The 12,165-nt window shown below is 40.4% G+C and carries 15 protein-coding genes and 1 pseudogene; 3 read left to right on the top strand and 13 right to left on the bottom strand.

Features of this window, described 5'->3' with window-relative positions; all coding sequences use genetic code 11:
• Nucleotides 1-134: 134 nt before the first annotated feature.
• From BV60_RS0103850 to BV60_RS0103835, 4 genes are all read right to left on the bottom strand, one after another.
• Nucleotides 135-611, bottom strand: coding sequence for a hypothetical protein (locus BV60_RS0103850; RefSeq protein WP_029319619.1), 477 nt, complete (start codon nucleotides 609-611; stop codon nucleotides 135-137).
• Between the two features lie 224 nt (nucleotides 612-835).
• Nucleotides 836-1,393: an RNA 2'-phosphotransferase gene (locus BV60_RS0103845; RefSeq protein WP_029319617.1), complete on the bottom strand. Its 558-nt coding sequence runs from the start codon at nucleotides 1,391-1,393 to the stop codon at nucleotides 836-838.
• A gap of 9 nt (nucleotides 1,394-1,402) precedes the next feature.
• Entirely contained in the window at nucleotides 1,403-1,546 is a 144-nt protein-coding gene (locus BV60_RS23050; protein WP_156035957.1) for a hypothetical protein, read from the bottom strand.
• 160 nt (nucleotides 1,547-1,706) lie between these two features.
• Complete coding sequence (locus BV60_RS0103835) at nucleotides 1,707-2,318, bottom strand: DNA-3-methyladenine glycosylase I (RefSeq protein ID WP_029319615.1); 612 nt, start codon at nucleotides 2,316-2,318, stop codon at nucleotides 1,707-1,709.
• 508 nt (nucleotides 2,319-2,826) lie between these two features.
• Here BV60_RS0103835 and BV60_RS23045 point away from each other — a divergent pair.
• On the top strand, nucleotides 2,827-2,991 hold the full coding sequence (locus tag BV60_RS23045) for a hypothetical protein (RefSeq protein ID WP_022762837.1): 165 nt from the start codon (nucleotides 2,827-2,829) through the stop codon (nucleotides 2,989-2,991).
• Nucleotides 2,992-3,226: 235 nt separating this feature from the next.
• Here BV60_RS23045 and BV60_RS0103825 read toward each other — a convergent pair whose 3' ends face one another.
• From BV60_RS0103825 to BV60_RS0103805, 4 genes are all read right to left on the bottom strand, one after another.
• Nucleotides 3,227-3,523 carry a hypothetical protein gene (locus BV60_RS0103825; protein ID WP_242840941.1) on the bottom strand — a complete coding sequence of 99 codons (297 nt, stop codon included), beginning with the start codon at nucleotides 3,521-3,523 and terminating at the stop codon, nucleotides 3,227-3,229.
• 134 nt (nucleotides 3,524-3,657) lie between these two features.
• Nucleotides 3,658-4,314, bottom strand: coding sequence for an MATE family efflux transporter (locus BV60_RS20850; protein WP_242840940.1), 657 nt, complete (start codon nucleotides 4,312-4,314; stop codon nucleotides 3,658-3,660).
• A gap of 178 nt (nucleotides 4,315-4,492) precedes the next feature.
• Nucleotides 4,493-4,726, bottom strand: coding sequence for a hypothetical protein (locus BV60_RS0103810; RefSeq protein ID WP_029319611.1), 234 nt, complete (start codon nucleotides 4,724-4,726; stop codon nucleotides 4,493-4,495).
• Between the two features lie 68 nt (nucleotides 4,727-4,794).
• Nucleotides 4,795-5,373, bottom strand: a complete 579-nt coding sequence (locus BV60_RS0103805) for a GNAT family N-acetyltransferase (protein WP_029319609.1) — start codon at nucleotides 5,371-5,373, stop codon at nucleotides 4,795-4,797.
• Between the two features lie 309 nt (nucleotides 5,374-5,682).
• On the opposite strand from BV60_RS0103805, the gene BV60_RS0103800 reads away from it, so the two are divergent.
• Both BV60_RS0103800 and BV60_RS0103795 read left to right on the top strand, forming a co-directional pair.
• On the top strand, nucleotides 5,683-6,591 hold the full coding sequence (locus BV60_RS0103800; RefSeq protein ID WP_051656500.1) for a tyrosine-type recombinase/integrase: 909 nt from the start codon (nucleotides 5,683-5,685) through the stop codon (nucleotides 6,589-6,591).
• Entirely contained in the window at nucleotides 6,584-7,735 is a 1,152-nt protein-coding gene (locus BV60_RS0103795) for an IS91 family transposase (RefSeq protein WP_029319605.1), read from the top strand. Before BV60_RS0103800 ends, BV60_RS0103795 begins: the two co-directional genes overlap by 8 nt.
• A 300-nt stretch (nucleotides 7,736-8,035) precedes the next feature.
• Here BV60_RS0103795 and BV60_RS0103790 read toward each other — a convergent pair whose 3' ends face one another.
• From BV60_RS0103790 to BV60_RS0103755, 5 genes and pseudogenes are all read right to left on the bottom strand, one after another.
• Nucleotides 8,036-8,509: a GNAT family N-acetyltransferase gene (locus BV60_RS0103790; protein WP_029319603.1), complete on the bottom strand. Its 474-nt coding sequence runs from the start codon at nucleotides 8,507-8,509 to the stop codon at nucleotides 8,036-8,038.
• Between the two features lie 80 nt (nucleotides 8,510-8,589).
• Nucleotides 8,590-9,543 (bottom strand): GNAT family N-acetyltransferase, encoded by a 954-nt coding sequence (locus tag BV60_RS23675; RefSeq protein WP_242840939.1) that lies wholly within the window; start codon nucleotides 9,541-9,543, stop codon nucleotides 8,590-8,592.
• A 29-nt stretch (nucleotides 9,544-9,572) separates the two neighbouring features.
• Nucleotides 9,573-10,022 carry a GNAT family N-acetyltransferase gene (locus BV60_RS0103775; protein ID WP_026523156.1) on the bottom strand — a complete coding sequence of 150 codons (450 nt, stop codon included), beginning with the start codon at nucleotides 10,020-10,022 and terminating at the stop codon, nucleotides 9,573-9,575.
• 4 nt (nucleotides 10,023-10,026) lie between these two features.
• A pseudogene (locus BV60_RS0103770) lies at nucleotides 10,027-10,269 on the bottom strand (GNAT family N-acetyltransferase); the annotation flags it as partial.
• Nucleotides 10,270-10,836: 567 nt separating this feature from the next.
• A complete protein-coding gene (locus BV60_RS0103755) occupies nucleotides 10,837-12,162 on the bottom strand; it encodes an ATP-grasp domain-containing protein (RefSeq protein WP_026665624.1) in 1,326 nt (441 codons plus the stop codon).
• Nucleotides 12,163-12,165 lie beyond the last annotated feature (3 nt).

Genomic DNA, 12,165 nt, shown 5'->3' with positions numbered 1-12,165 from the left:
TATGGAAAAAGAATACCCTGACCATCTGATCAGGGCATCTTTGGTTATATCATATTAAGGAAAGGCGATGAGCACCAATAAGCTCATCGCATTTCTCTTCTGTCCTATATTACAATGCATCTTTGCTTTCTCTCTTAATCTTCCTTAACCATATCCATCAGCTTATCTACTTCCTCGTGCTCCTCCGACTTCCGTTTTGCTTCCTGAGCCATCTTATCCTTCATAACAGCCTGCATGATAAGCCCCTGATCCTTGGCACTAAACATACCTATGCTCATGAGAAGATCATCAATGTTATCTCTGTTTACAAGCAAGCTCCCACCTTTTGATAACTTTACCCTGATACAGTTGCGTTCATCTGAACAATTTCCCAGCTCCAAAGTATTGTTATTATAATTGCAAACAAAAACCGCTCTCTTGTATGAGATAAATCCATTTTTATCTGCCATATCAAAGTATTCACATGGCCGCTTATCCTGTACATAATCCTGTGCCCTGCTATTAAATATCTCCAAAAATGTAGATCTGGAAGCCTTATTATCCTCAGGTTTCAAACTATGTGTATAAATATGATTCTGATTATCCGTATCCTTTATTCCTTCTATATTCATCCGCTTACCTCCGACACAAAAACAGTAACAAAAAGCCAGACCCTGGTGGATCCGCTCCTTCACCACCAATGTCTGGCAATCCCTTGCTATTTTGTTTATCGGATATAGTTTCATAATAGTTTACAGAAATCAGAGCATATTTTAGTTATTACAATCAATCCTTCACTAATACCGCAGGTTCCTCAGGAAGCCATGTGATCTTGTCAAACCAGGCATCCTCATCTTTATAAACATGTATAAAATCTATGATACATTTTCTCCAGATACTTTGCAGGCACTGCCTTTGTAAGCCATACTCCATTCTCAGACAAAAAGAATTCTATCCCATCCTTATCCATTACTCCGCTCTTCACCATATAGATCACAGGCTTGCCATGCCTTTTCCCGACATTCACAGCTGTGTCATAGTCCTTGGACAAATGAACATAAAGTCTGGACTTGGGGATCAGTCCCTGTTCATCGATTGATTTTTCATATTTCTCAGCACTTCCATGATAAAGGATATCCGGAGGCGTGACCTTTTTCAGCTCCACATCTACAGGTATGGAGTGCCCCTGATTCGCTCTGATAAGAGTATGGTCTTCATTAAAAGAATATCTCTGCTTATTATCAGTAGCTACTATCTCTTCCAGTATTTCCATATTTATCGGCGAAGTCTTTGAAATTCCTGCAATCAATTCATCAACGTTTGCCCATCCATGCTCATCCAAAGATATGCCTATTGTTTCTGGTTTATGCCTCAATATGAGACTGATAAACTTGCTAACTTCTGTATTTTTCATTCTCAATCTTCACTTCTTTCTCTTATCATCAAGCAGAAAACCTGCCAGCAATATCACCGGTACAGCCAGCACAGACAAAAGTGCCATGGCTCCGTACTCAATACCGGACTTGCCATTGTTTTCATTATCATTTCTTTTATCCTTATTATCCATGCTGCCTCCTTTCAAATACAATACTGTATTTTCACTATAACCGAATCGATTGCGTCTGCAAATCTTCCAGCCTTAATAATCCATCAGAACACATTTACATTCCTTGCAGATATATCCAACATTCCGAGGTTTTATCCATACCCAAGTGTAGACTGCTTTCTTAATATACTTCCTTATCCCTGCGCTTTTTAACTGTCGGGTTCTCTTCATTTATCTTTGCAAAACATGGGCATGTCACATCATGGTCATTGATGATCCCGCATGCCTGAAGATGTGAGTAGATCGTAACCTCACCAACATATTTGAAACCACGCTTTTTCAGATCCTTGCTTATAAGTTTTGACAAACCATTGCTCACCGGAATTCTCCCGCCAAGCTTACTGTGTCCGTTATATAGAATGACCTTATTATCTGAAAATCCCCACATATAATTGCAAAAGCTCCCAAACTCTTCCCGGACTTTCTGAAAACACTTTGCATTATTTATGACAGCCGCAATCTTCCTTGGAGATTTTATCATGTCCTCAGTATTAAGGATCCTCTTTATATCTGCATCATCGTATCCGGCTATCTTATCATAATCAAATCCGTCAAAACAGCTTCTGAAGATTTCACGCTTTTTAAGCATCAGGTCCCAGGACAATCCACATTGCATGCACTCCAGCATTAGATGCTCGAACATCTTTTTATCGTCATGTACCGGTATGCCCCATTCATTATCATGGTAGATCTTATTCCGTTCATTAAAATCAGCCCAGCCACAATAGCCCATTTAAAAACCTCTTCATCGTATGCCCACGCTATACCATACGCTCCATTTTCTTCTCCAAACAAATTGTTAGCAATATTATACCTTATAACCCCGATAAAAAGGCAAAAGAATAACCTGGTCAACTCTGTATTGATCAGGCCATTCATGCACATATTGTATATTTAGGAGGAGTTAAATAAAAATCTCTTATTATCGTTTTGTTTTACTACATCCTCTGAAAGCTCGGGCTTTCTCGGGAGGCTCCCATACAGAAACCGGAGGCTTGTCTCGTTCCCTGTATGATTGTCTTTCTAATACATATATCGGCTCCGAAGATTATGCACCTAACCCTTTTTGAAAATGTATTATTTTTTCAAAACTTCCCTTAAAAAAAAATAAAAATAAACATTGTAAAACGCCCTAAAGAAAATCAGGACCCCCATCGATATATTTTCTGTAAGCGAGAAAGAACATTCAAATGGCCAATGAGAATGAAAGAAAATAAGAAGATTAAACGGAGGTTTCTCTTATGTATATGTACGAATTATTTCTTTCAACAGATGTAGAAGGCAAGAAGATCCACTTTATCCAGACCAACCATAAGGTTGATAACCTTGAAAAATGGCTTGGAAAGCTTGTAAAAGATAATACAATTACTGAAGACGTAGCTAACGCAGTTACTTTCGTTTGGTAATAACATATACTGTCACCCCGGAGGATCCTTTAAACAGGATTCTCTTTTATGTAATCCTTAAGGTGAATTTTAGGTGAGCATTATATATTATATCCATCGAGAGGCGAAAGCCTTTTGGAAAATCTTTTATAGAATGCTTTTTTCATTACAAGCTTCACTACCCTACTACCCAGAGGATGGATCATTTCATTCGGATATGCATTATGACAAACAAAAACAACTATTTGTAAATAGCTCAAAAATCAAAATCATCAAAATCGTCAGCATCAAAACCGGCATCTTCGAGGGCTTCGCGTCTCTCATCCGGATCCATCATCTCCAGATCATCCTTGGAAAGGCCAGCCATTTCAAGCTCGTCCTCGAGTTCATCTTCCTCCTCATCAAAATCGGATGATTCATCATCCTCTTTGAAAACAGTATCGTTTATAAAAGCCCATTCACCGGCATCTATATGCCCGTCATTATTCAGATCAAATGGAGTATTTCCAAACATATCATCAAAAGGTCCCTTCATAACAAACTCCTTTCCCATCAGTGATGATCATTTATGAATGTCTTCCGCATAATTACCATCCTGGTACTTGTTTGCCTTCGGTATTCTTCCGCACTCCATAAAGCCAAGGCTCTCATAAAGAAGATAGAAACCATAAGGATTTGCCACAGTGATTATGTAATAGTATTCATCCACTTCTTACTTCTAAACATAAATATAGTAATAACCAGCCTGAACAGCTCTTCCTGTGACAAAATAAAATATGTCCACACAATAGGCAGCTTAAGCACCAGTCCAGCATACAAACCAAGTGGAGCTCCAACAAGCCAGGTTCCCAACATGTCTATTATCATAATATACTTGGTACGTCCTCCGCTTCTAATAATCCCACCGCCAAGGATCATATTCATAACTTTCACCGGAGCAAGGATTGCAAAAGCCAAAAGAAGCTGCCCACCAATTCCCCTGACATCTAAGTCCACCTTAAAAAATCCGATATACAGACTCCTTAAAATAACCAAAAGAGTCGACAATATCACCGCACCAGCAAAGCCATATAGACATAGCTGTTGGGATTCACTATAAGCTTTGTCATATTCCTTCTCACCAAGTCTTTTTCCTATAAGGATTCCTGCCGCCTGTGCAAGTCCGGAAAGCGCCCCGATAAGAAGCCCCTGAATAGGCCCGGTAAGAGACATTCCTGCCAGCTCATTGGTCCCCATATGACCATAGATATATGTGTTTACATTCTGTCCCACAGTCCATAGAAATTCATTTAGAACAATCGGCATGAGCATAACAATATACTGCCATATCTCTTCCTTATTCATTCTAAGACCAAACTTAAACGAACAGTTTTTGCATAGAAAAAGACCATTAAAGCCAGATTCACTACCTGAGAAAATAAGCTCGCTATTGCTGCGCCCTTAACCCCCAATGCCGGCATTCCAATAAATCCAAATATAAGAACAAAATTAAGGACTGTATTTACCACTGACGCTGCGGCACTTACGTATAAAGGATGGAGAATATGTGGAACCATATCATTTTTCCTTTTCTATCCACAATAAGGTGAATGATAGTTGCAGCCATAAAGGAATAATCCATACAGATTACAAATATTCCCACTATGCTATACCATTTCAAAGTCATTCCTTCATAGAACACGCCCGCAATAGCCAGAGTAGTTGCTATAAACACAAATATATCTATGATTTTTGAAACTTTACGTAGTGTTTCCATATCTTTTTATATTGCTCCTCCGTAGCACATTATATGGAAGATAATCAAATCAGCAAACCTGAATTTGTCTAACCATTTATGCCTTGCATGTTCATATAATCTTCTCTAAGCATACCGTAGATATTATAGTCGCAATAAACGGAAACCATTTTTCCTTGACGAACGGTTCCTTCTTTTATAAAACCACATTTTTCCATAACCTTATTTGAAGCAGCATTTCTCACATCCACCCGTCCATTCAATCGGTCAATTTCTGTGTTCTCAAATACAAACCGTAACACTTCCTTCAAAGCTTCTGTAGTAATTCCCATGCTCCAGTACTCAGGATTAATCCTGTATGCTATATCGCCCATTCTGGCATTTTGAATATCAAATACTGCGATCATACCTACCACTTTATTGGTTTCTTTCAATACAATTCCCCAGTCAAGATCAAGAGAAGGTTTTCTTTTTACCCAAGGACGTGGATCAATAAACATGAGTTCAGGATTTTTCTCGCCCTTGCTTGCTTTTCTTCCCCAATATGTATAAATTTCATCTCTTCCCAACCACTCTTTTAAATCATCCACATCGTTTTCGTTAAGCATACGAATAATCAGTCTGTCTGTTTCAAGAATTGGCTTGTCTATTGCATAATCATTTAACATAGTCTCCTCCGTCTACTAATCCCGATTCGTCTTTCTAAGTTATCCTGAAATTGAACTAAGTCGCTGCGCGACGGCCTGCCAAGGCTGTGGCGCAGCGTTTTCTTTTACTTAAAAAGCAGTAGATAGTGAAGCTATGATGATGTATGTTTAAGTTACCACACAAAAACCTATCATTACCAAAAGCCACTACTACTGCTATGAAGAGAATATCACCTACAAACAAGCCTTACAAGTATATTCACAGAATTCGTTACCCTCCGTAACCAGTAGTAACCACATTTTTACTACTACATTTACGGAGGTTTTATTATGGACGAATCATTAAAAAGACAGATTCATGAAGAGTGCAGGATCAGGAATCGGTCTGAGGGCACTTGTAAGCAATACACATATCATATAGGTAAATTTCTGGAATGGACCGGAAACAAACCTTTCAATGAACTTACGCTTTATGATGCGCGGGAATATATCATAAAAAAGCGAAATGATGGTGTCACGCCGGAAAGCTGTAATGGCATTAATTCTGCGCTTGTTTTCTTCTACAGATACATTCTTCACATCACCTGGGACCTTGATATAGTTCCCCGAATGAAGAGAAACTGGACGTTACCACAGGTTGCTTCCAGAGATGATATTGAAAAACTGATTGATACTTCTACAAATATCAGAAACAAAGCAATCATCGCTCTTACCTATTCCTCAGGCCTCAGAGTCGGTGAGGTTTGTAAGCTTGCTCCCTCAGATATTTACATGTCTACCATGCAGGTTCATGTAAGAAATTCAAAGAATCATGGTGATCACTGGACCATTCTGTCTGAAAGAGCTTTGGAACTTCTAAAACAGTATTGGTATTCCTGTCCTGAACCACGGGATACTCTATTTGTTACCCTTAGGAGACCTCATCGTCCCTTAAAGCCCGGCGCTATACAGATAATGCTCAAAAAAGTCGGAGCCGAAGCTGGTATCAAAATCCATCCCCACGTTCTTCGCCATTCCTTCGCAACACATCTTATTGAAGATGACACTAAGCGTGAGTATGTACAGTCCATGCTTGGACATAGGTCTCCCAATTCCACAGCAGTATACATAAATGTTACAAACAAATCTTTGATGGGTATAAAGAGTCCCCTGGACAGAAAAAAGAAATCCCAACGCAAGGGCTCTTCTACCAGCAAAAAGTCTTCAAAAAAGAAGTCTGAGGGCATGAAGGATGAGTAATGTAACTATACAGGATGTTTTTGAACAGTTTCTTCCCACTATTGCTGACAGATCTTTTTCTGATGTGCAGCTAAATGCCATACGATGTATCAGGAATTGCCGGACTGCTGAAATGGGAGCACATGTCAGTGAGTGTGAATCCTGCCATTCAACTTACATCCACTATAATTCATGCAAGAACCGCCATTGTCCGATGTGTCAGGGCATGAACATAGATGAATGGATTGATCTACGCCGTGAGGATGTGCTGGATGCCCCATATTTTCACACAGTCTTTTCCATTCCAAGCCAACTTTATGCACTTGTGTATTCCAATCAGAAACTCCTATACGATGCTCTTTACCATGCAGCTAACAAAACACTCTCAGAATTATCAAAGGATCCCCAGCACTTTGGAGCCAGGATTGGTTACATCTGTGTTCTTCATACCTGGGGTTCCATGCTTAATTACCACCCACATCTGCATGTAATTGTTCTTGGCGGCGGGCTGGATAAAAACAATCACTGGAAAGACAAAGGCCATAAGTTTTTTCTTCCTGTAAAAGTCATGTCCCCTGTATTCAGGCGTTACTACTTAAGCGAGTTGAAGTTGTTACATGACACAGGAAAACTCAAATATACCGGCCAATCATCCTATCTTAAAAACGATTATGAATTCAAGGAACTGATGAATAAGCTGTATGAAACGGACTGGGTTGTCTATTCAAAGAGGACATTTGCCGGCGCACAGGAAGTTTTCCAGTATCTTGGAAAATATACTCATCGCATTGCCATCAGCAATCGTCGAATTGTAGACATGGACGAAGAAACAGTTACTTTCAACGCCAAGGATTATAAAACCGATGGTAAATACCATCCCATGACTATCTCAGGAGAGATCTTCTTATCAAGGTTCCTTCTTCATGTATTACCACCAGGTTTTGTAAAGATCAGATACTATGGGATTCTTGCCTGCCGCTGCAAGAAAGATAACATAACCCTTTGCAGGAACCTTATTGGCTGCCAGCAGTATATATCAAGGGTTAGAAATAAGAGCGTCGCAGAGAAACTTAAAATCCTATATAACCGTGATATCTGCACCTGCGCCAAATGCGGTTCTCCCCTTATTAGTTACACTGTAAGAGGCAGATACATGCTTTGTTAAAAGAATCAACTGAATACTTCTACCAGGCCTTTTCACAAAGGCTTATTTTGCGTGAAAAAAACCAAACTCAAAGCTTTCATTTATGTAGCTATCCATAAGCAGGTCTCATAGATCGTTCAAAAATCGAGTGTAAGGTAATGGATTGAATTTCCACAGCTGACACCCGGACGCGACTTAGTTCAATTTGATAAAAAACGGCGTGAAGCCCGAACAAAAGGGCAGGTTACTAATATAAATGTGATCTGCTTTTTTGTTCGGGCTTACACCGTTTGTTTACGAAAGAAGATAAAGCGATATCACTTACAACTTCAAACGCATATCTAAGTATTTCTGAGTCCGGTCTTCAAAGCCAACTTTTTTATAGACCGGATAACCTTCATCTGTTGCCATTAAGTCTATTCGGCATAATTTGTTTTCTTTCGCGAACTCTATCATGTTCTTCATCAGCTGTGTGCAGATACCCTTTCCACGGTATTCATTCTCTGTATATACACTGAGCACTTCTCCATCAAGTCCATTGGGTAAAAACGGGTTCGCCGGCTTCTCAATGATCAGCAGATATGCCGCTGCCACCAACCGGCCTTCTGCCCTTGCAATAAATGCGATCAGTTCTTTTCCAAGTCTTCTGTCAAAATATCCCGGAAGTTGTTCCTCCATACATTGCCGCTCATATTCACTGATAGTTCCAAAATCGTCTATCATATATGCAATTCTCAAACGAACCAACTCAGATATGTCATCTTTACCGGCCATGTCAAAAATAACATTGCTCATTAGTCATACTCCTCACAGTAGTACATAATATTAAAATATAAAGTGCTAACATCTCAGCCCGGCAAATTGAAATTGTGAAATTACACTCCTGGTTTTTGATTCAGTACGCGTTCAAGCGCCACCCATCCCAGGTATTTCGGATGATCTCCGGTCAGCGCCGTCAGCTTTTCTATTGCCAGATAGTCGTCAATTCGGACCACGTCCCACGCATGGATCACACGACCGTCCCCGAAACTAATGCCGCAATGTCCCCAGTTGACTGGGCCGTTTTCGCTTTGACACAGGCAGTCATAGAATACGAAAGCACCTCGCTCCGGAACTCCGCCTCGCAGCGCGTCCTTGTACATCTCGCAGGATTCCTTTGCAGAATCTCCACCAAATATTTCGATATGATTGCTGATTTCAAGTGCATCCTCGATAAATGCAAGACACCAGCCTGCATATTCCGTGCTGCCAAGTTTGCATTCAGCCCAACGAATCATATTCTCTGTCAGTTTCATCTCCGAGTATCTGTCGCAGTCTATTACAGGACAGATCATCTGAAGGTCATATGGTTCCTTTTCAGCAAGTTCTTTTATAGGAATGCTTGCCAGGCTACTTCCCATTGCTCTGTAAAATGCAATCGTCTCCTCAGAAGAACAGGCAGATATGTACAGAGCCTGTGCACCAGCTTTTCTTGCTTCCGCTTTTCCCAATTCAAATAATCGTCTGCCAACACCTTGGCCTCTGTATTCAGAAGATACCTGCATCATATCAAGAATCATGTAAGGACCGTTTAGTTTCTTTAATAGCCCAACAAAGCCAACAACTTTATCATTTTCTAATGCGATGTATGTAATATAGTCATCACTGCTTATTTGCTTTGCCACAGAACGCTTTTGGCTTAAGTCCCAATCTTCGGTATATTTGCATTCTATTAATACATATTCTCCGTCTATTCTTCGATATACTTTATTTACATTCTGTTTTCTGTTATATGAATCTAATGATTCTAAACAGAAATTTGTCTCTGATAATAATTCGATTTTTATCATTTAGTTACCACCGCCATTTATCTCTTTCATCACTCACATTTCTTAATATAATAAATGAATTCATTATCCCGACTCACTTCCACATATCCCAGCTTGGTATAAAAGGCGTTTGTTCTGACATTCCAAATGGGTGTATCTAATACAAATTCCTTTACATTTGAAAACATTGTCTCAATTTCCTGCATCATGTAGACTCCATAGCCTTTGCGATAATGCTCCGGGCTTACAAAGATCCTTCCGATGTTCAACTTGTCTTTTTCCAAAAATAGAATCGCACCGCCAACAATAAGACCATTGTCCGTGAGCTTATACAAGTGATTTGATCTGGCCATCTTTGTGTGATAAGAAACAGACATATATCCAGGTGGCCCACCAGCTGAAGGTGCTCCAACCTGAACATCGCTATCAAAAGCTCTTTTAGATATTCCATTAAGTGTCAGAGCATCAGAAGTGCTTGCTTTTACAAATTGTAGGCTCATATCTTTACCCTCTTCTTTTCATCATCAGATAGCAGTTAATCCCATTTTTATAAAAATCAGTTAGTTCTCCAACACACTTATATCCCAGATTTTCATATAATTTCTTTGCTCTCGGGTTAAAATCATCTACAGTCAAAAAGTATTTTGCTGAAGGAGAATCAGAAGCATTATCTTCAAAATACTTCATCAGCTGTTTACCGATACCATAACTCCTGTATTCTTCCTTTACTGCAACAATATGAAGATAAGGGCAGCTTCCAAAAACACCATACCTCTGCCTTTTATGACTGTCACAAACTTCGTCATTGGGCTACTCTCTTCTCTGTAGTGAATTCCAAAAAAAAGTTCCTTCTTTGGGCATGCTATAGATTCTTGTCTCCCGAGCATTGAAACAGGCAGTGTTTTCATCAAAAACATATTCCAGAGATCCACGGTTATCAACACGCGAATGGAGCCTATATATTTTTACTTTTCCAAATATTTCTTTTATCATCATATCCGCCTCAATATAAATCTGTATACTTTAACACTTCCATCCATTTCTTCAGACTGGATATCAAAGCCACATCTTTCTGTATAGAATTTTACATTTTGACTTTTGTCCACAGGAGTTACTAGTGTAAATGTCTTCCAAGGAATACAGAGGTACAATTAGCCCAAACGCCGACATGGCCGCAGCCCCCAGGAAGTGTCCGATAATCACCCCATCCACAGCGGTGTTCAGAATGACCGTGAAAAATCCAAAGAAACTGTATCGCACGCTGCGGTGGAACATTTTCGATAATACATGATTGCCATTCAGCTCTGAAGCCATTTATTCCTCCCGGATTTCACCTTTGATTGCGCGCATATCGCTCCTAAGCTTCTTCTGTTCTTCACCTGCCATGACAAATTCGCAGTATTCCGCAGAACCGACAGAAGATACGGCAGTCTGCACCCTCATGACCGATACAATACAGCTATACTTTTCGCACAGTCTGCAGATTTCTTCTCTATCCAGGAGCCTTGTCTTGAAATCAATAGCAAAACTGCGCTGATTGTCCTTAGCGTCGCCAATCTGTCCTGTCGCAAGTTCGCCGTAAAGACTGATTATATCTTTTCCCTCGATGGCGGCAGAAATATCTGACATCAATGTATAGCGTGGATTGATCTCAATGATGTACCATTTTCCCTGAGAAAAGATCAGGTCTGCCTGTGCAAAACCATTCAGTCCGTATAGATCTGACATCCTAATCATTTCTGCTTTTAAATGCGGGATGTGGTACTTCTCATCTGTCACAGGTCCTTCCTTAACAATGTCAAGACCTTCTGCGGTCGCATCTCCATCCACGGAAAAAATCACCGGCTCCGTAACATGATAATGCCCCTCTGCTCCGTATATTTCAATCCCGAAAATCTCCCCATCAATCTGTTCTTCGACAAGTATGTCCGAGTCAAGTTTCCATTCATCAAGCACCTTTACGGCATCATCAAAATTATGTGAGACAGTGAATCCAACCGCCCCCGAGAATACTGTCGGCTTGATAACGACCGGAAAACGGAGTTTCCTTATCTCACGGAAAATAAACTCCCGATACGCATTCTGCGGAATAGACGGGTCAGTAACATGCACATGAAAAAGGCTGTTTTGAACCATAATGCTTCCGGCAACATTAAAACCATTTCTGCGAAGAAAATCTGTACATTTTTCCTTTTGAAAAGATTCAAGAGCAAATCTGGTGCTGTGCGAGATAGTCTTAATCCCCCTCCTGCGGAGCTCTTCGCCGACCATCGCATCTCTCAGCGCCGACCAGTCATACGGCATAATAGGAATCGAAAAAGCAACGGCCACATCAGGATGCGTCTCCGCGATTTTCCCGGCAATCTCTTCTACTGACTCCGTTCCGTCCAGAAACCTGTATGCGACACGTTCCGGGCTTCTGACCGGCTTGTACGCAGATACGGTTTCGTTCGTTTGGATGTTCCCCATATCAACAGCAAACTCTCCCGGCGGTGTAAACCAAACAGAAATGCTTACGTCTGGCAAGCGTTTCGACAGTTCATCCCACATGGATGCTCTTTCAGGAAAGAACTGTATTCCATCGATTCTCGGCGGTGGCAACTCATTTCTTCCGGAACAGTAAAAAACTATTTGCTTCATTTT

It is taken from the genome of Butyrivibrio sp. AE3004 (assembly GCF_000703165.1).
Classification (GTDB): domain Bacteria; phylum Bacillota; class Clostridia; order Lachnospirales; family Lachnospiraceae; genus Butyrivibrio.
This window is presented reverse-complemented; position numbering and strand designations above follow the sequence as displayed.

Excerpts from the sequence above, each read along its gene's own strand:
- BV60_RS23050 (WP_156035957.1), bottom strand. The coding sequence starts at position 1,546 with ATGGATAATAAGGATAAAAGAAATGATAATGAAAACAATGGCAAGTCC.
- BV60_RS20850 (WP_242840940.1), bottom strand. The coding sequence starts at position 4,314 with ATGAATAAGGAAGAGATATGGCAGTATATTGTTATGCTCATGCCGATT.
- BV60_RS0103845 (WP_029319617.1), bottom strand. The coding sequence starts at position 1,393 with ATGAAAAATACAGAAGTTAGCAAGTTTATCAGTCTCATATTGAGGCAT.
- BV60_RS0103775 (WP_026523156.1), bottom strand. The coding sequence starts at position 10,022 with ATGAGCCTACAATTTGTAAAAGCAAGCACTTCTGATGCTCTGACACTT.
- BV60_RS0103835 (WP_029319615.1), bottom strand. The coding sequence starts at position 2,318 with ATGGGCTATTGTGGCTGGGCTGATTTTAATGAACGGAATAAGATCTAC.
- BV60_RS0103755 (WP_026665624.1), bottom strand. The coding sequence starts at position 12,162 with ATGAAGCAAATAGTTTTTTACTGTTCCGGAAGAAATGAGTTGCCACCG.
- BV60_RS0103795 (WP_029319605.1), top strand. The coding sequence starts at position 6,584 with ATGAGTAATGTAACTATACAGGATGTTTTTGAACAGTTTCTTCCCACT.
- BV60_RS0103800 (WP_051656500.1), top strand. The coding sequence starts at position 5,683 with ATGGACGAATCATTAAAAAGACAGATTCATGAAGAGTGCAGGATCAGG.
- BV60_RS0103850 (WP_029319619.1), bottom strand. The coding sequence starts at position 611 with ATGAATATAGAAGGAATAAAGGATACGGATAATCAGAATCATATTTAT.
- BV60_RS0103790 (WP_029319603.1), bottom strand. The coding sequence starts at position 8,509 with ATGAGCAATGTTATTTTTGACATGGCCGGTAAAGATGACATATCTGAG.
- BV60_RS0103825 (WP_242840941.1), bottom strand. The coding sequence starts at position 3,523 with ATGGGAAAGGAGTTTGTTATGAAGGGACCTTTTGATGATATGTTTGGA.
- BV60_RS0103810 (WP_029319611.1), bottom strand. The coding sequence starts at position 4,726 with ATGGAAACACTACGTAAAGTTTCAAAAATCATAGATATATTTGTGTTT.
- BV60_RS23045 (WP_022762837.1), top strand. The coding sequence starts at position 2,827 with ATGTATATGTACGAATTATTTCTTTCAACAGATGTAGAAGGCAAGAAG.
- BV60_RS0103805 (WP_029319609.1), bottom strand. The coding sequence starts at position 5,373 with ATGTTAAATGATTATGCAATAGACAAGCCAATTCTTGAAACAGACAGA.
- BV60_RS23675 (WP_242840939.1), bottom strand. The coding sequence starts at position 9,543 with ATGATAAAAATCGAATTATTATCAGAGACAAATTTCTGTTTAGAATCA.